General features: G+C 73.3%; 19 protein-coding genes and 1 riboswitch. Of the genes, 10 read left to right on the top strand and 9 right to left on the bottom strand.

The window, feature by feature from the left end:
- Window positions 1-113: 113 nt before the first annotated feature.
- The 5 genes from FHX78_RS30440 to FHX78_RS30420 all read right to left on the bottom strand — a co-directional run bounded on the left by FHX78_RS30440 (window position 114) and on the right by FHX78_RS30420 (window position 3,927).
- Window positions 114-788, bottom strand: a complete 675-nt coding sequence (locus tag FHX78_RS30440) for an urease accessory protein UreF (RefSeq protein WP_145870597.1) — start codon at window positions 786-788, stop codon at window positions 114-116.
- On the bottom strand, window positions 788-2,509 hold the full coding sequence (locus FHX78_RS30435; RefSeq protein ID WP_145870596.1) for an urease subunit alpha: 1,722 nt from the start codon (window positions 2,507-2,509) through the stop codon (window positions 788-790). The genes FHX78_RS30440 and FHX78_RS30435 overlap by 1 nt, the downstream gene beginning before the upstream one ends.
- Complete coding sequence (locus FHX78_RS30430; protein WP_145870595.1) at window positions 2,502-2,813, bottom strand: urease subunit beta; 312 nt, start codon at window positions 2,811-2,813, stop codon at window positions 2,502-2,504. Before FHX78_RS30430 ends, FHX78_RS30435 begins: the two co-directional genes overlap by 8 nt.
- Window positions 2,814-2,829: 16 nt before the next feature.
- Window positions 2,830-3,132 (bottom strand): urease subunit gamma, encoded by a 303-nt coding sequence (locus tag FHX78_RS30425; protein WP_189908634.1) that lies wholly within the window; start codon window positions 3,130-3,132, stop codon window positions 2,830-2,832.
- A 165-nt stretch (window positions 3,133-3,297) separates the two neighbouring features.
- Window positions 3,298-3,927 carry a TetR/AcrR family transcriptional regulator gene (locus FHX78_RS30420; protein WP_145870593.1) on the bottom strand — a complete coding sequence of 210 codons (630 nt, stop codon included), beginning with the start codon at window positions 3,925-3,927 and terminating at the stop codon, window positions 3,298-3,300.
- A gap of 106 nt (window positions 3,928-4,033) precedes the next feature.
- On the opposite strand from FHX78_RS30420, the gene FHX78_RS30415 reads away from it, so the two are divergent.
- Window positions 4,034-5,035, top strand: coding sequence for an ABC transporter permease (locus FHX78_RS30415; RefSeq protein WP_145870592.1), 1,002 nt, complete (start codon window positions 4,034-4,036; stop codon window positions 5,033-5,035).
- Window positions 5,036-5,133: 98 nt separating this feature from the next.
- On the opposite strand, the gene FHX78_RS30410 is transcribed toward FHX78_RS30415, so the two are convergent.
- Window positions 5,134-5,430: a type II toxin-antitoxin system Phd/YefM family antitoxin gene (locus FHX78_RS30410; RefSeq protein ID WP_145870591.1), complete on the bottom strand. Its 297-nt coding sequence runs from the start codon at window positions 5,428-5,430 to the stop codon at window positions 5,134-5,136.
- A gap of 68 nt (window positions 5,431-5,498) precedes the next feature.
- On the opposite strand from FHX78_RS30410, the gene FHX78_RS30405 reads away from it, so the two are divergent.
- The 3 genes from FHX78_RS30405 (at window position 5,499) to FHX78_RS30395 (ending at window position 7,463) form a co-directional block, all read left to right on the top strand.
- Window positions 5,499-6,134, top strand: coding sequence for an ATP-dependent Clp protease proteolytic subunit (locus tag FHX78_RS30405; protein WP_145870590.1), 636 nt, complete (start codon window positions 5,499-5,501; stop codon window positions 6,132-6,134).
- A 7-nt stretch (window positions 6,135-6,141) separates the two neighbouring features.
- Window positions 6,142-6,450: a hypothetical protein gene (locus tag FHX78_RS30400; protein WP_145870589.1), complete on the top strand. Its 309-nt coding sequence runs from the start codon at window positions 6,142-6,144 to the stop codon at window positions 6,448-6,450.
- A gap of 346 nt (window positions 6,451-6,796) precedes the next feature.
- Window positions 6,797-6,986: riboswitch (cyclic di-AMP (ydaO/yuaA leader) on the top strand.
- 3 nt (window positions 6,987-6,989) lie between these two features.
- A complete protein-coding gene (locus FHX78_RS30395) occupies window positions 6,990-7,463 on the top strand; it encodes a C40 family peptidase (protein WP_145870588.1) in 474 nt (157 codons plus the stop codon).
- Window positions 7,464-7,523: 60 nt separating this feature from the next.
- On the opposite strand, the gene FHX78_RS30390 is transcribed toward FHX78_RS30395, so the two are convergent.
- Window positions 7,524-7,985 carry an ATP-binding protein gene (locus FHX78_RS30390; protein ID WP_145870587.1) on the bottom strand — a complete coding sequence of 154 codons (462 nt, stop codon included), beginning with the start codon at window positions 7,983-7,985 and terminating at the stop codon, window positions 7,524-7,526.
- Between the two features lie 212 nt (window positions 7,986-8,197).
- Between FHX78_RS30390 and FHX78_RS30385 the strand changes: the two genes are divergently transcribed.
- Entirely contained in the window at window positions 8,198-9,058 is an 861-nt protein-coding gene (locus FHX78_RS30385; RefSeq protein WP_145870586.1) for a helix-turn-helix domain-containing protein, read from the top strand.
- Between the two features lie 9 nt (window positions 9,059-9,067).
- Window positions 9,068-9,292 carry a DUF397 domain-containing protein gene (locus FHX78_RS30380; RefSeq protein ID WP_145870585.1) on the top strand — a complete coding sequence of 75 codons (225 nt, stop codon included), beginning with the start codon at window positions 9,068-9,070 and terminating at the stop codon, window positions 9,290-9,292.
- A 76-nt stretch (window positions 9,293-9,368) separates the two neighbouring features.
- Here FHX78_RS30380 and FHX78_RS30375 read toward each other — a convergent pair whose 3' ends face one another.
- Window positions 9,369-10,496 (bottom strand): 8-amino-7-oxononanoate synthase, encoded by a 1,128-nt coding sequence (locus FHX78_RS30375; protein ID WP_145870584.1) that lies wholly within the window; start codon window positions 10,494-10,496, stop codon window positions 9,369-9,371.
- A 147-nt stretch (window positions 10,497-10,643) separates the two neighbouring features.
- On the opposite strand from FHX78_RS30375, the gene bioB reads away from it, so the two are divergent.
- From bioB to FHX78_RS30355, 4 genes are all read left to right on the top strand, one after another.
- Window positions 10,644-11,810, top strand: coding sequence for a biotin synthase BioB (gene bioB, locus FHX78_RS30370; RefSeq protein ID WP_145870583.1), 1,167 nt, complete (start codon window positions 10,644-10,646; stop codon window positions 11,808-11,810).
- Window positions 11,803-13,083, top strand: a complete 1,281-nt coding sequence (locus FHX78_RS30365) for an adenosylmethionine--8-amino-7-oxononanoate transaminase (protein WP_145870582.1) — start codon at window positions 11,803-11,805, stop codon at window positions 13,081-13,083. The genes bioB and FHX78_RS30365 overlap by 8 nt, the downstream gene beginning before the upstream one ends.
- A 1-nt stretch (window position 13,084) precedes the next feature.
- The gene (bioD, locus tag FHX78_RS30360; protein ID WP_145870581.1) at window positions 13,085-13,801 is read left to right on the top strand and encodes a dethiobiotin synthase; all 717 of its coding nucleotides are present in this window, start codon (window positions 13,085-13,087) and stop codon (window positions 13,799-13,801) included.
- A 67-nt stretch (window positions 13,802-13,868) separates the two neighbouring features.
- Window positions 13,869-14,570 (top strand): class I SAM-dependent methyltransferase, encoded by a 702-nt coding sequence (locus tag FHX78_RS30355; RefSeq protein WP_145870580.1) that lies wholly within the window; start codon window positions 13,869-13,871, stop codon window positions 14,568-14,570.
- On the opposite strand, the gene FHX78_RS30350 is transcribed toward FHX78_RS30355, so the two are convergent.
- Window positions 14,571-14,945 (bottom strand): fic family toxin-antitoxin system, toxin component, encoded by a 375-nt coding sequence (locus FHX78_RS30350; RefSeq protein WP_145870579.1) that lies wholly within the window; start codon window positions 14,943-14,945, stop codon window positions 14,571-14,573.
- Window position 14,946 lies beyond the last annotated feature (1 nt).

The following is a 14,946-nucleotide window of genomic DNA, read 5'->3' as shown; positions in this document are numbered from 1 at the left end:
CTCCGGCTTCCGGCCCGTCCGACGTACGCGGACGGGCCCACTCGGGCGGACAGGGGGTTCGGGGGCGCAGCACCCGGTGGGGAACGGGAACGGGCGGCGGGGGCGACCGCCCCCTACGAGGAGAACAACCGCACCGACCACCCCGCATGCGCCTCCGCCGAGATCTCCAGCAGCGGGCCCGACGCCGCGGGCAGCGCCCCGACCCCTTCGCCGGCCACCCTCCGCGCCGCCTCCACCGCCCGCCGCACCACCCCGTCCGCCTCCGGCGCCAGCCGCGCCAGCACCGCCGTCGCGTCGAACGGGTCGAGGCTCAGCAGCCGCACCGTCGCCGTCGCCGGCCCGCCGACGCTCTCGTACACCGCGCAGTGCGCCGCGTCGGCGGGCCCCAGTCCGGCGGCCCGTGCGGTGACGCCGAGGACCACCGGCTGGTGCGCGCCCTTGGGGAACCGCGCCGCGAGGCCGTCGAGTTCGGGCGAGGGCCAGGTCGCGCGGGCCGCCCGGGTCAGCTGGCGGCCCAGTCGGCGCGCGACCGCGCGCAGCGCGGGCGAGGGGGTGCGGGCGTCGGCCGCCGCGTCCAGTTCCGCCGGGTCGGCGCCCAGCGCGGCGGCCGCGGCGAGGGCCGCCGACACCAGTCCCGTCGTGTGCAGCCGCCCCCGGCAGAACTCCTCCAGGCTCGCCGCCCCCGTGATCCGCCCGGCCGCGACGGCCGCCTCGGCCCCGCCGGAGTGCGCGTGGCCCCCGGCGGGGAACCGGCCGTCGGCCAGGACGAGCAGCGCCGACCGGGACATCAGAAGAGGAAGTACCGCTGGGCCAGCGGCAGTTCGGCGGCGGGTGCGCTCTCCACCAGCTCACCGTCGATGTGGACGGCGAAGCTGTCGGGCTCGACGCGCACGTCCGGCCGGGCGTCGTTCTCCCGCATGTCCGCCTTGGTCACCGAGCGCGTGGAGTCGATGGCGGTGAACCGCTTGCCCAGCCCCAGCCGGTCCGGCAGCCCGGCCTCGATCGCCGCCTGCGCCACGAAGTTGACCGAGTTGGCCGCGGGCGCCCGCCCGATCGCCCCGTACATAGGGCGCGGGAGGACCGGCTGCGGGGTGGGGATGGAGGCGTTGGCGTCGCCCATCTGCGCGTGGGCGATCTGACCGCCCTTGAGGACGAGCTGGGGCTTGACGCCGAAGAACGCCGGTTCCCACAGCACGAGATCGGCCAGCTTGCCGCTCTCCACGGAGCCGATCTCGCGGGCCATGCCCTGGGCGAGCGCCGGATTGATCGTGTACTTGGCGACGTAGCGGCGTACCCGGTGGTTGTCGGCGCGGCCGTCTCCCGGGAGGGCGCCGCGCCGCCGCTTCATCACATGGGCCGTCTGCCAGGTCCGCATGATCACCTCACCGACCCGCCCCATGGCCTGGGAGTCGGAGGAGATGATCGAGATGGCGCCCAGGTCGTGCAGCACGTCCTCGGCGCCGATGGTGGAAGGCCTGATCCGGGACTCGGCGAAGGCCAGGTCCTCCGGCACGGCCGGGTTGAGGTGGTGGCACACCATCAGCATGTCGAGGTGCTCCTCGACGGTGTTGACGGTGAACGGCCGGGTCGGGTTGGTGGAGCTGGGCAGGACGTGCGGCTCGGAGACCACGGTCATGATGTCGGGAGCGTGCCCGCCGCCCGCGCCCTCGGTGTGGTAGGCGTGGATGCCGCGCCCGGCGATCGCGGCGAGCGTGTCGCCCACGAACCCGGCCTCGTTGAGGGTGTCGCTGTGGAGGGCGACCTGGATGCCGGTGCGTCCGGCGACGGTCAGCGCGGCGTCGATGACGGCGGGGGTGGAGCCCCAGTCCTCGTGCAGCTTCAGCCCGACCGCACCGCCCCTGATCTGCGAGAGCATCGCCTCCTGCGAGACGGTGTTGCCCTTGCCGAGCAGTCCGATGTTCAGCGGGTACGCCTCCATCGCCGCCAGCATCCGCGCCAGGTGCCAGGGGCCCGGGGTGACGGTGGTGGCCTTGGAGCCCTCGGCGGGGCCGGTGCCGCCGCCGACGAGGGTGGTGACGCCGGAGGCCAGCGCCTCGTCGGCGATCTGGGGGCAGATGAAGTGGACGTGGGCGTCGACGGCGCCGGCGGTGAGGATCCGTCCGTTGCCCGCGATGATCTCGGTCTCGGGGCCGATGACGAGGTCCGGGTGGACGCCGTCCATGGTGTCGGGGTTGCCCGCCTTGCCGATGCCGGTGATCCGGCCGTCGCGGATGCCGACGTCGGCCTTGACGACGCCCCAGTGGTCGACGATCACCGCGCCCGTGACGACCGTGTCCGGGGCGCCGTCGGCGCGGGTGGCGAGGGACTGGCCCATGGACTCGCGGATGACCTTGCCGCCGCCGAACACGGCCTCGTCACCGGCGCGTCCGGGGCCGCCGGAGCGGTCCTCCTCGATCTCGACGAGCAGGTCGGTGTCGGCGAGCCGGATACGGTCACCGGTCGTCGGGCCGAACAGGTCGGCGTAGGCGGCGCGGGAGAGCTCAGGCATCGAGGGCACCTCCGGTCTCCCCGCGCAGGCCCGGCACGACCCGCGCTCCGGCGAGCGGGACCAGCCCGACCTCGACGGGGATGCCCGGCTCGAAGCGCACGGCGGTGCCGGCGGCGATGTCCAGCCGTGTGCCGCGGGCGGCCGCGCGGTCGAACTCCAGGCCCGGGTTGGCCTCGGCGAAGTGGTAGTGAGAGCCGACCTGGACGGGGCGGTCGGCGGTGTTGAGCACGGTCAGCCGGGTGACCTCGCGGCCCACGTTGAAGGCGATCGGGTCGTCGGCGAACAGGATCTCTCCGGGAATCACGGCGGCCGCTCCCGGGTCAGACGATCGGGTCGTGGACGGTGACGAGCTTGGTGCCGTCCGGGAAGGTCGCCTCCACCTGGACGTCGGGGATCATCTCCGGGACGCCCTCCATGACGTCGGCGCGGCCGAGCAACCGGCGTCCGGACGCCATGAGTTCGGCGACGGTACGGCCGTCCCGGGCGCCTTCGAGGATGTGCGAGGTGATCAGGGCGACCGCCTCGGGGTGGTTCAGCCGCAGCCCGCGGGCACGGCGCTTGTCCGCCACGTCGGCCGCCACGTGGATCAGCAGCCTCTCCTGCTCGTGCGGGGTCAGTCGCACAGCGTCCCACCTCACCCTTCTCGCTCCGGACCGTGCGGGGTCCGGTCGCCGCGGCCACGGGGTGGCGCCCCTGGTGGCGTGGGTGGGCAGGCTAGTGGGGCGGAGTTTCGGGGACGTTAACCGTGACGGGCCGCGGCGGACACCCCCAGGGGCCCGCCGGGCCGTTCAGCCGTCCGTCCCGGGCCGGCGCACCGTCATCATCGCCCTCAGCCCCTCGCCCACGGTCTCCTCCAGGGGCCCGCCGAAGAGCGCGATCTGCGCCGCGAACCCCTGGACGACCGCGATCATGGCGCGCGCCATGGCGTCCGCGTCGGTGTCCCGCGGCATCAGTCCGGCGTCCTGGTAGCCCTCGACGATCCTCACCCAGCTCGCCCGGACCTTCTGGTACCCCTCGCCCAGCGCGGCGGCCAGCTCCGGGTTGCGGGTGGTCTCGGTCCACACCTGGATCATCAGCCGCGGGAACATCCACTCACCGCCGTCCAGGGTGGCCGGCCGCAGTTCGCGCATCCGGGCCAGGGTGCGCGGGATGAGCACGTCCGGGGTGGGCGGCGGGCTCTCCAGCGCGGCCCGCTCGTAGATGTCGCGCACCGTGTCGAGCACTTCCGTGACGATCGCGGAGATCAGTTCGTCCTTGCCGCCGAAGTACCGGTAGACGGCGCCCGCGGAGAGGTCCACCTCCTTGAGCACGTCCTGCATCGAGGTGGCGTGGAAGCCGTTGCGGGCGAAGCAGAGCGCGGCGCCGTCGAGGATCTGCCGGCGGCGGGCGTCAAGGTGTTCCTGGGAAACGCGGGCCATGACCGCAATCTAAAACGAACGTTCCTTCTTGACAAGGAGAAGCCCGAGCGGGACGGTGAGGAGGAATTCAAAACGAACGATCCTTCTTTTTACAGCGGGAGCCCTCATGTCCCCCTCCTCACTGCCACCGCACCGCCGGATCGCCGCCGTGGTGGTACTGATCCCCGTCGTGGTGGCGCTGGCACTCTGGGCCTTCGCCTGGCCCGCCGCCCGCACGGCACCCCGTGACCTGCCGCTCGGCGTGGCCGGACCGGCCGCCGCGACCGCACCGGTGGAGCAGCGGCTCGAACGGCGGGAAGGCGCCTTCGCGGTGCACCGCTACGCCGACGAGGCCGCCGCCCGCGACGCCATCGAGCAGCGCGAGGTGTACGGCGCGGTCGTCGTCACCGAGCAGGGCCCCAGGCTGCTCACCGCGTCCGCCGCGAGCCCGGCCGTGGCCCAGTTGCTCCAGGAGGCGGTGGCCCGATCGGCGGCGGGCTCCGGCACCCCGGTCACCACCGTGGACGTCGTACCCGCCGCCGAGCGGGATCCGCGCGGCGCGGTCCTCAACACGAGCGTGCTGCCGCTGGCCCTGGCCGGCGTCGGGGCCGGTTCGGCGGTGACGCTGCTGGGGCTGCGCGGCATCCGCGCGGTCGCCGCGCTGGCCGGGTCCGCCGTGCTGGTGGGCGCGGTGGCCGCCGCGCTGACGCAGAGCTGGCTGGAGGCCGTCCCGGGGAACTGGTGGGCCGTGGCCGGCACGTTCTCCCTGACCGCGCTGGCCGTGGCCGCGGCGGTCGCCGGATGCGCGGCCCTGCTGGGGCGGGCCGGCATCGGGGTCGGCGGCCTCTTGGTCGTCCTGCTCGGAAACCCCTTCTCGGGGGCGTCCTCGGCGCCGGAGATGCTGCCCGAGCCGGCCGGCGCGATCGGCCAGTGGCTGCCTCCGGGCGCGGGCGTGTCACTGCTGCGCTCCGTGTCCTTCTTCGACGGCGCGGCGGCGGTGGGTCCCGCCCTGACGCTGACCTGGTGGGCGGCGCTGGGCCTGGGGACCGTGCTGCTGGCCGACGCGCTGCGGGAGCGGACGGGGAAGGCGGCGCCCGCCTCCGCGCGGGAGCCGGCCACCGTCGGCTGACCGCCGCCGCCCGGCGCGCGACCGCCGGGACTCCCGGTTGCGTGCGCGTGCACCCTCGTCACTGCCGGACGGGGGTGCACGGCCTGTTCCGGCGGCCCTTACGAGGTGGCCGTCCCCCGGTGCTGCGCGGCGATGCCGAAGCGCTGCTGTTCGCGGGAGGCGGACGCGACCTCGTGCACGCCGGCCACCGTGCTGACCACCTGCTCCTGCGCGGACTCCCGGATTTCCTCGAGCTTCCGCAGTTCTTCGAGTCGTCGCAGGTCATCGGCGGATACGAGGGCGACGAGGGGCTTTCCGTGGCGGGTCACGACAACGCGCTCGCCGCCGTACACCACACGGTTGATCAGGTCGGCGAGCTCAGCCCTGGCTTGAGTCACCGGAATCTCGTAGGCCATGCACCCATCATAACGTCACGTACATCCTGTACATTTTTTACAGAGACAACCTGACAGGAGGGGCTCCCATGACCCGACCGTCCGCCCGCCACGTCCTGCCCGAGTTCACCGAACGCACGGCGTCCGGCCACCGGACGATGGACCCGTACTCCAAGCTGCTCGAGGAGCGGATCGTCGTCCTCGGGACCCGGATCGACGAGACCTCCGCCAATGACGTGATGGCCCAGTTCATGTACCTGGAGCACCACTCCCCCGACCGGGACATCTCCCTCTACGTCAACTCCCCCGGCGGCTCCTTCCACGCCATGTCGGCGATCTACGACACGCTGCGCTACGTCACCTGCGACGTGGAGACGATCTGCCTGGGCCGGGCGGAGGGCGCCGCCGCGCTGCTGCTGGCCGCCGGCACCCCGGGCAAGCGGTTCCTCCTGCCCGGCGCGCGCCTGGTGCTCCGTCAGCCCGCCCTGCCGGAACCGGTCGAGGGGCAGGCCAGTGATCTGGCGATCCAGGCCGAGGAGTTGACCCGTATCCGGTCCCGCATGGAGGAGATGCTCGTCCGGCACACGGGCCGCACCGCCGAACAGGTCCGGGCTGACATCGAGCGGGACAAGGTGCTCGACGCACAGGCGGCGCTGGACCACGGCCTGGCGGACCGGATCGTGCCGCACCACAGGAGCGCGTACCCCGCCTCCGCCGCTGAGTGAGCCGCGGATGCTGCCACCGGAACTGCCCCCGTTGCCCGCGCTGACCCGCGCGGAGGCCGAACTGATCGACCGTTACCTCGAGGCCGTCGACCTGCTCGGCAGGGTCAACCCCGCCCTGGGCGGTGACACCTACCGCGGACTGCGGGCGGCGCAGGCGCTGGTCGGCAAGGCTGTCGCGCTGCGCGACGCGCTGACCCTGATGCACCTGCGCGGCGAGAGCGAACTGCACTCCGCCACCCTGGCCCGGGCGCTGCGCGTGCTGGACGGCGAACGGCGCACGGCCCGGGTCACCCTGCCGCCGGACCCGGGCAGTTGACGCCCGCACCCCTCCCGATGACCTTTCCGTCGGCGGCGCGCCCCGGCGGACGTTGAAACGGACCGAACGGCGTACCCCCATCCGGCGTAGACCGACCTGCTGTTTTCGGGCCGCCGAAGTTGCGCACCGCGCCCGCCGCAGCGCGGAATCGGACATTCCATCGCTGGTCCGTGACTCCCCGGCGCCCTTGACGAGGAACCGAACAAGGAGGTGTCCACCCGAACGGGTGATTGGTGAGTAACAACACAAACCCCACGTTCCGTTGGGATTTCGCTCCCTTCTTGAGTCAAGATCCCTGACTGACGACAAGACCCCGCCGCCGCGGCGGGGCGATCCGGGCGGACGCCGAGTCCTGCCGCCGCCCGGATGACCGGTCGACAGGAGTGGATCGGCAGGAGTGGAGGACCCAGGCACGACGGGTTGCCGGGACGTCAGTTCCGAGCAGTCCTTGGGGTGAAGCCGCACACGTGCGGCCGGGCAACTTCGCCAGCCCGAATCCGACAGGTCATCCTTCACAGGCGGCTGACGAAGGGTTGCGCATGACTGCGCTCAATCGTGTCCCGTCTCTCATGGCCCGGGCCGGCACGGCCTCGGCCCTCACCCTGGCCGCCGTGGGCGGCTCCATCGTGGTCCCCGGAGTCGCCTCGGAGGCGGCGGCCGCGAGTCCGGCGAGCAAGGCCCTGCGCATCGCCGCTTCCAAGAAGGGCTCGCCGTACCAGTGGGGCGCCACCGGGCCGAACCGGTTCGACTGCTCGGGTCTGACCCTGTACTCGTTCAAGAAGGCGGGCAAGAAGCTGCCGCGCACCGCCGCCCAGCAGTACAACAAGACGCGCCACATCTCCGCCGGCAGCCGCAGGGCGGGGGACCTGGTCTTCTTCCATTCGGGCAACTACGTCTACCACGTCGGCATCTACGCGGGTCAGGGCAAGATCTGGCACGCCCCGAAGAGCGGGGACGTGGTGCGCCTGCAGAAGATCTGGACCCGCAGCGTCTCGTACGGCCGGGTGCGGTGACCCGTGGGGCGGCGGCGCCCCGCCACGCCGCCGCCCCGTCACGCCCGGCCCGCGCCGCGCCTACTGCTCCTGCTGTCCCACCGCCGTGACCGCTTCGGCGGCGGGGACGGTCCACGGGAGTTCCACCGCGACGGTCTTGCCGCCCTCCCGCGTGCGGCGGACGCGGAGTCTGCCGCCGCACTCCACGGTCAGCCAGCGGATGATGACCAGCCCGCGCCCGTTGTCCTGCTGCACCGCGGCGGGCAGCCGTTTGGGCAGCCGGGGGTGACTGTCCGTCACACCGATGTGCACCCGCTCGTCACGGACGAGCACGACGTCCACCGTGAACGTGGGTGACTGCCCGAACGTGTGCTGCACCGCGTTGGTGGCGAGTTCGGAGACGATCAGCCGGACGGTGTCGGACAGGTCCGCGTCCCTGGGCATCCCCCATTCCACCAGCGTGTCCACCACATGGGCCCGGGCGGCCGCGACCGAGGCGGGAGCGCTCGGCAGAGTGACGGATGCTTCCAGATGGTCTGCCATGGCGACGTCGTCCCTTTCCCACGGGACCGCAGTCCGACACGGAGCGGCTGGTTCGAGTACGGTCCCGCACTGGTGCTTCGTCGCCAGACTGCCATTACCGCGCGGTGCAGGGCGGCGATCCACCAGGATATGCATATATCTGTCGCTCAAAGCGGTGAACTCTGCGACGGGAGACCGTATGCGGGCGGCTCGGAAGGAGTAAGGAGAAGCCCATGCAGCACGGTCCCGCGGTGCGCCGCCGGAAACTGGGCGCGGAGCTGCGCGCGCTGCGCACCTCGTCGGGACTCACCAGTGGTGAGGCGGCCCGCCTGGTGGGCTGGCACCAGTCGAAGGTGAGCCGCATCGAGACGGGCACGAGCGGGGTGAAACCGGCCGACGTCCGGTTACTGCTCGACCTCTACGGCGTCGGCGACCCGCAGTTGCGGGAGTTGCTGCTGATGCTGTCGGGCACCGGCGACGGCGCCGGCCGGCACCACTGGTGGCACGCCTACCGCGGTGTACTGCCGCCGACCTACCGGGACTTCATCAGCCTGGAGTCGCAGGCGAGCGCGATGCGCACCCTGGAGACCACGGTGATCCCCGGACTGCTGCAGACCCCGGAGTACGCGCGGGCGGTGACCGAGGCGGCCCTGGAGGGCGCGTCGGAGGAACGGCTGGACGCCCTGGTGGAGGTGCGGCTGGCCCGGCAGGACGTGCTGCGGGCCCAGCCGCCCCTGGAGCTGAGCGCGGTCCTGGACGAGGCGGTGCTGCGCCGGCAGGTCGGCGGGCCCGGTGTGATGACCCGGCAGCTGAACCGGCTGGTCGAGGCGGCCCGACTCCCCCAAGTGCGGTTGCAGGTGCTGCCGTTCACCGCGGGGGCACACATCGGTGTGACCGGTCCTTTCGTAATCTTTTCATTCTCGCGCACTTCTGATCTGGACGTGGTTGTTCTCGACCACTTGACGAGTAGCCTCTATCTGGAGCGGAAAGAAGACCTCAGGGCCTACTCGGAGGCCTTCGACGCGCTTTCGATCCACGCCCTTTCGCCAGAGGACTCGTTGGATTTCATCGCCGGCACAGCGGCCGGCGCGTAAGGAGGCACGATGCCCGCACCGCCTCGGACCATCCCTTCCAGCCTCGCACTGCACGGCGCGCGGTGGCTGCGCAGCAGCTACAGCACGGGTGCGAACAACTGCGTCGAGACGGCCCGGCCGGCCACCGGCCCCCTGGCCGGACTGCTCGCCGTGCGCGACTCCAAGACCCCGGCCGGACCCGCGCTGCTCTTCTCCCCCGAGAGCTGGGCGGAGTTCGTGACCGCGGTCCGCTGACCCGGCTTCACATCCACTGACCCGACCGACCGGAACCGACCCGTCACCGGGCGACGCACGGCCGTGCCCCGCCGACTCATGGCCGCGTCTCGCCGATCACTCGTACAGCGCGTTCGATCTCCGCCCCGGACAGGTCCGCGCGGGCGGTCAGCCTGAGCCGTGAAATGCCGTCGGGCACGGAAGGAGGACGGAAGCAGCCCACGGACAGGCCGGCCGCCCGGCAGTCGGCCGCCCATCGCACGGCCTGCTCCGGGGAGGGGGCACGCACGGAGACGACCGCGGCGTCCGGACGCACCGCTTCCAGACCCGCGGCCGTCAGCCGGCCGTGCAGCTCCCGCGCCACCGCGCCCGCCCGTGCCGCGCGCCCGGGTTCGCGGCGCAGCAGCCGCAGCGCCGCCAGGGCCGCGCCCGCCGCCGCGGGGGCGAGTCCCGTGTCGAAGATGAACGTCCGCGCCGTGTTGACCAGGTGCTCGATCACCCGGGCCGGGCCGAGCACCGCCCCGCCCTGGCTGCCCAGCGACTTGGACAGCGTCACCGTCACCACGACGTCGTCGGCGCCCGCGAGTCCCGCCGCGTACGGGGCGCCCCGGCCGCCGTCGCCCAGCACTCCGAGGCCGTGCGCGTCGTCGAGCACCAGCCCCGCGCCGTGTTCCCGGCACGCCTCGGCCAGCGCCGCGAGGGGGGCGGCGTCGCCGTCCACCGAGAACACCGTGTCGGACACCGCGACGGCGGGCCCGTCGTGCCCGCCCAGTGTCTTGCGCACGGCGTCGGGATCGGCGTGCGCGGTGACCTGGGCCGTCCCGCGGGCCAGCCGGCAACCGTCGATCAGGGAGGCGTGGTTGCCCGCGTCGGAGACGATCAGCGAGCCGTGCGGGGCCAGCGCGGTGACGGCGGCGAGGTTGGCCGCGTAGCCGGAGGAGAGGACCAGGGCCGCCTCGAAGCCGCAGAAGGCGGCCAGCTCGCGCTCCAGCTCGGCGTGGAGTTCGGTGGTGCCGGTGACGAGCCGGGAGCCCGTCGAGCCGCCGCCCCAGGTCCGCGCGGCCCGGGCGGCGCCCTCGGTGACCTCCGGATGCCGGGCCAGGCCCAGGTAGTCGTTGCTCGCCAGATCGAGCAGCGCTGTGCCGGCGGCCCGGGGGCGCAGCGTGCGGACGAGTCCGGCCCGGCGGCGCCGTGCCGCCTGCTCGTCGATCCAGCCGAACGCCATGGGTCCTCCGGGGCTTTTGTAGGCAGTGGACAGACACTAGCGGCAGGACGGACGGACCACTGTGTGGCAATACCCACACCTCGAAGTGCCTCTGTTGTACGAACTCTCCTTTGCCCGAGGGGGTCCGGTAGGACAGGATCGGCTCTCATGGACCTGCTGAACACGCTGGTGGACAAGGGGCTTCGGCGCGAGACGCCGACCCGTGGGGAAGCGCTGGCCGTCCTCGCGACGCCCGACGACGACCTGCTCGAAGTGGTGGCCGCGGCCGGGAAGGTGCGCCGGCACTGGTTCGGCCGACGGGTGAAACTCAACTATCTCGTCAACCTCAAGTCCGGCCTGTGCCCGGAGGACTGCTCCTACTGTTCCCAGCGGCTCGGTTCCAAGGCCGACATCCTGAAGTACACCTGGCTCAAGCCGGACGAGGCGTCCCAGGCGGCCGCCGCCGGTCTCGCGGGCGGCGCCAAGCGGGTCTGCCTGGTGGCCAGCGGGCGGGGTCCGACCGACCGCGACGTGGACCGGGTCTCCGACACCATCAAGGCGATCAAGGAACAGAACGAGGGCGTCGAGGTGTGCGCCTGCCTGGGCCTGCTCTCCGACGGCCAGGCGGAGCGGCTGCGCGAGGCGGGCGCGGACGCCTACAACCACAACCTCAACACGTCGGAGTCGACGTACGCGGACATCACGAGCACGCACACCTACGCCGACCGCGTGGACACGGTGCAGAAGGCGCACGCGGCCGGGCTGTCCGCCTGCTCGGGTCTGATCGCGGGGATGGGCGAGAGCGACGAGGACCTGGTCGACGTGGTCTTCTCGCTGCGCGAGCTGGACCCGGACTCGGTGCCGGTCAACTTCCTGATCCCGTTCGAGGGGACGCCGCTCGCCAAGGAGTGGAACCTGACCCCGCAGCGGTGCCTGCGCATCCTGGCGATGGTCCGGTTCGTCTGCCCGGACGTCGAGGTGCGGATCGCCGGCGGCCGCGAGGTGCACCTGCGCTCGATGCAGCCGCTCGCGCTGCACCTGGCCAACTCGATCTTCCTCGGCGACTACCTCACCAGCGAGGGCCAGGCGGGCAGGGCCGACCTGGAGATGATCGCGGACGCCGGTTTCGAGGTGGAGGGCGCCGATCAGGTGACGCTGCCCGAGCACCGGGCCGGCGGGGGCTGCGGCTCGCACGGGGGCGGCGGGGCGTGCGGTTCCGTGGCCGCCGACGCGGACGCGGTGGACGGGGGCGCGCGGCAGGCCGACGGGCCGCGCACCGATCTGGTCGCCGTGCGCCGCCGGGGGGCCGGAACGGACCTCGCGCCCAATGCCTGAGCTCTCCGTCGCCGACCTGCTGGAACTCGACCGGCGGCACGTCTGGCACCCCTACGGGCCCATGCCGGGCCGTCAGGAACCGCTCGTCGTGGAGGCGGCGAGCGGGGTGCGGCTGAAGCTCGCCGACGGCTCGGGCGAACTGGTCGACGGGATGTCGTCCTGGTGGTCGGCGATCCACGGCTACAACCACCCCGTGCTCAACGAGGCGGCCGGCGAGCAGCTGTCGCGGATGAGCCACGTGATGTTCGGCGGGCTCACGCACGAGCCCGCCGTCCGGCTGGCGAAGCTCCTCGTCGACATGTCGCCGGAGGGCCTGGAGCACGTGTTCCTGGCCGACTCGGGGTCGGTGTCGGTCGAGGTCGCGGTGAAGATGTGCCTTCAGTACTGGCGTTCGCTGGGCCGGCCGGAGAAGCGGCGGCTGCTGACCTGGCGGGGCGGCTACCACGGCGACACCTGGCAGCCGATGTCGGTCTGCGACCCCGAGGGGGGCATGCACGACCTGTGGTCCGGGGTGCTGCCCCGTCAGGTGTTCGCCGAGGCCCCGCCCGAGCGGTACGAGGAGTCGTACGCCGCTCATCTGCGGGAGCTGATCGGGCGGCACGCCGGTGAGCTGGCCGCGGTGATCGTGGAGCCGGTGGTGCAGGGCGCGGGCGGGATGCGGTTCCACTCCCCCGCGTACCTGCGGGTGCTGCGCGAGGCGTGCGACGCGCACGACGTGCTGCTGGTGTTCGACGAGATCGCGACCGGTTTCGGGCGCACGGGCGCGCTGTTCGCGGCGGAGCACGCGGCGGTGACCCCGGATGTGATGTGCGTGGGCAAGGCGCTGACCGGCGGTTACCTGACCATGGCGGCGACGCTGTGCACCGCGCGGGTGGCCGAGGGCATCTCCCGCGGTGAGGTGCCGGTGCTGGCGCACGGTCCGACGTTCATGGGCAGTCCGCTGGCGGCGGCCGTGGCCTGCGCCTCCATCGAGCTGCTGCTCGGGCAGGACTGGCTCGCGGAGGTCAAACGGATCGAGGCGGGTCTGCGCGAGGGGCTGGCCCCGGCCTCGCGGCTGCCGGGGGTCCGGGACGTGCGGGTGCTCGGCGCCATCGGTGTCGTGCAGCTCGACCACCCGGTGGACATGGAGGCCGCCACGGCGGCCGCGGTGCGCGAGGGCGTGTGGCTGCGGCCGTTCCGGGACCTCGTCTACACCATGCCGCCGTACGTCACGGGTGACGCCGACGTGGCGCGCATCGCGCGCGCGGTGTGCGCGGCGGCGAAGGAGGGATGACATGCCGGTGATGGTGATCACGGGCACGGGCACCGAGGTCGGCAAGACGGTGGTGACGGCCGCGGTCGCCGCGGCGGCGCTGGCGGCCGGCCGGTCGGTGGCCGTGCTGAAGGCGGCGCAGACGGGCGTGCGGCCGGGAGAGCCCGGGGACGCCGAGGAGGTCGCGCGGCTCGCCGGTGCGGTGACCACGGACGAACTCGCGCGCTATCCGGATCCGCTGGCGCCGGCCACGGCGTCCCGCCGGGCCGGGCGGGCGCCCGTGCGTCCGCGGGACGTCGCGGAGCGGGCCGCCAAGCTGGCCACGGAGCACGATCTGGTGCTGGTGGAGGGCGCCGGCGGCCTGCTGGTGCGCTTCGACGCGGCCGGCGGCACCCTGGCGGACGCGGCGGAGCTGCTGGCCGCGCCCGTGCTGGTGGTGGCGCAGGCGGGGCTCGGCACGCTGAACACCACGGAGCTGACGGTCCGCGAGCTGCGCCGGCGGGGGCTGGACCCGGCGGGTGTGGTGATCGGCAGCTGGCCCGCCGAGCCGGACCTGGCGGCACGGTGCAACCTGCTGGACCTGCCGGACGTGGCCGGGGTGCCGCTGCTGGGCGCCGTGCCGGCCGGGGCGGGCTCCCTCGGGCCCGCCCGCTTCCGGTCCTCGGCACCGCACTGGCTGGCGCCCGAGCTGGAGGGGACCTGGGACGCGGAGGCGTTCCGGGCGCGCGAGGCGGTCTGACGACGGCGGGGGTGCGGGCGGCCCGTTCGGGGCAGAATCGCCGTAGTCCCGTCCTGGGGAGGTCCACATGCGGCTACGGTCCGACCGCTCCACGAAGGTGGCGCGGGATCCCGTGCACCACCCGCTGTTCGCCCGCTGCTACGCCCGGGCCAGCGTCGCGGCCGAGACCCGCGCGGGGATGGCGAAGGTGCGGCGCGGACTGCTCGGCGGGCTGTCCGGGCGGGTGATCGAGATCGGCGCGGGCAACGGCCTGAACTTCGCCCACTACCCGGCCACCGTCTCCGAGATCGTCGCCATCGAGCCCGAGCGGGCGCTGCGCGCGCTGGCCGTGGAGGCCGCCCTGCGCGCCGGGGTGCCGGTGGACGTGGCGCCGGGGGTGGCGGAGGCGCTGCCGGTCAAGAGCGAGGCGTTCGACGCGGCGGTGCTCTCGCTGGTGCTGTGCAGCGTGCGGGACGTGCCGCGGGCGCTGGCGGAGCTGCGGCGGGTGCTGCGGCCCGGCGGCGAGGTGCGGTTCTTCGAGCACGGCCGGGGCGGCGGCCCGGTCATGCGCCTCACCCAGCGGGCGCTGGACCGGACGGTGTGGCCGCCGCTGGCCGGCGGCTGCCACGTGGCCCGGGACCCGGTCGGCGCGCTCCGGGAGGCGGGGTTCGAACTCGGTCCCTACCGGCGGATGCTGATGCCGGAGAAGGGGCCGGTCCTGCCGACCTCGTACTGCGTCATCGGCACCGCGTGGCGGCCGGTGGGCGAGGCGGGGAGCGCCGGGAGCTGATCACTCGCTCCAGCGGCGCAGCTCGGCGGCGATGTCGTCCACGGTCGCCTGCCCGTCCTTGACCAGCCGGGCCAGATCGCGCACCTGCTCCGGCGAGGTGACGACCTTCAGACCGCTGGCGACGAGGTAGGCGTACGCGACGGCGGAGGCGAACAGGGCGTTGGAGCGCTCCAGCGCGGGGACGTGGATCAGCAGCTGGAGGAGCGCGGCGGCGCGGGCGTGCGGACTGTCGTAGACGGGGACGTCGAAGATCTCGGCCCGGTGGCGTGCGACGGCGGCGACGAGGGCGCCCCAGTCGGTGACCTGGGGGTCCCCGGGAGTCTGCTGCTCGGCGAGCATGAGCAGCCACGCGAGGTCGATGCGCAGGTCGTTCAAC

This window comes from Streptomyces capillispiralis (assembly GCF_007829875.1).
Classification (GTDB): Bacteria; Actinomycetota; Actinomycetes; order Streptomycetales; family Streptomycetaceae; genus Streptomyces; species Streptomyces capillispiralis.
Note: the sequence above shows the minus strand (reverse complement) of the source record. Positions and strands in the feature narration are given on the sequence as shown.

What these genes read in the sequence shown, in the direction of transcription:
- FHX78_RS30440 (WP_145870597.1), bottom strand. Translation starts at nt 788, where the DNA reads ATGTCCCGGTCGGCGCTGCTCGTCCTGGCCGACGGCCGGTTCCCCGCC.
- FHX78_RS30435 (WP_145870596.1), bottom strand. Translation starts at nt 2,509, where the DNA reads ATGCCTGAGCTCTCCCGCGCCGCCTACGCCGACCTGTTCGGCCCGACG.
- FHX78_RS30420 (WP_145870593.1), bottom strand. Translation starts at nt 3,927, where the DNA reads ATGGCCCGCGTTTCCCAGGAACACCTTGACGCCCGCCGCCGGCAGATC.
- FHX78_RS30415 (WP_145870592.1), top strand. Translation starts at nt 4,034, where the DNA reads ATGTCCCCCTCCTCACTGCCACCGCACCGCCGGATCGCCGCCGTGGTG.
- FHX78_RS30410 (WP_145870591.1), bottom strand. Translation starts at nt 5,430, where the DNA reads ATGGCCTACGAGATTCCGGTGACTCAAGCCAGGGCTGAGCTCGCCGAC.
- FHX78_RS30405 (WP_145870590.1), top strand. Translation starts at nt 5,499, where the DNA reads ATGACCCGACCGTCCGCCCGCCACGTCCTGCCCGAGTTCACCGAACGC.
- FHX78_RS30400 (WP_145870589.1), top strand. Translation starts at nt 6,142, where the DNA reads ATGCTGCCACCGGAACTGCCCCCGTTGCCCGCGCTGACCCGCGCGGAG.
- FHX78_RS30395 (WP_145870588.1), top strand. Translation starts at nt 6,990, where the DNA reads ATGACTGCGCTCAATCGTGTCCCGTCTCTCATGGCCCGGGCCGGCACG.
- FHX78_RS30390 (WP_145870587.1), bottom strand. Translation starts at nt 7,985, where the DNA reads ATGGCAGACCATCTGGAAGCATCCGTCACTCTGCCGAGCGCTCCCGCC.
- FHX78_RS30385 (WP_145870586.1), top strand. Translation starts at nt 8,198, where the DNA reads ATGCAGCACGGTCCCGCGGTGCGCCGCCGGAAACTGGGCGCGGAGCTG.
- FHX78_RS30380 (WP_145870585.1), top strand. Translation starts at nt 9,068, where the DNA reads ATGCCCGCACCGCCTCGGACCATCCCTTCCAGCCTCGCACTGCACGGC.
- FHX78_RS30375 (WP_145870584.1), bottom strand. Translation starts at nt 10,496, where the DNA reads ATGGCGTTCGGCTGGATCGACGAGCAGGCGGCACGGCGCCGCCGGGCC.
- bioB (WP_145870583.1), top strand. Translation starts at nt 10,644, where the DNA reads ATGGACCTGCTGAACACGCTGGTGGACAAGGGGCTTCGGCGCGAGACG.
- FHX78_RS30365 (WP_145870582.1), top strand. Translation starts at nt 11,803, where the DNA reads ATGCCTGAGCTCTCCGTCGCCGACCTGCTGGAACTCGACCGGCGGCAC.
- bioD (WP_145870581.1), top strand. Translation starts at nt 13,085, where the DNA reads ATGCCGGTGATGGTGATCACGGGCACGGGCACCGAGGTCGGCAAGACG.
- FHX78_RS30355 (WP_145870580.1), top strand. Translation starts at nt 13,869, where the DNA reads ATGCGGCTACGGTCCGACCGCTCCACGAAGGTGGCGCGGGATCCCGTG.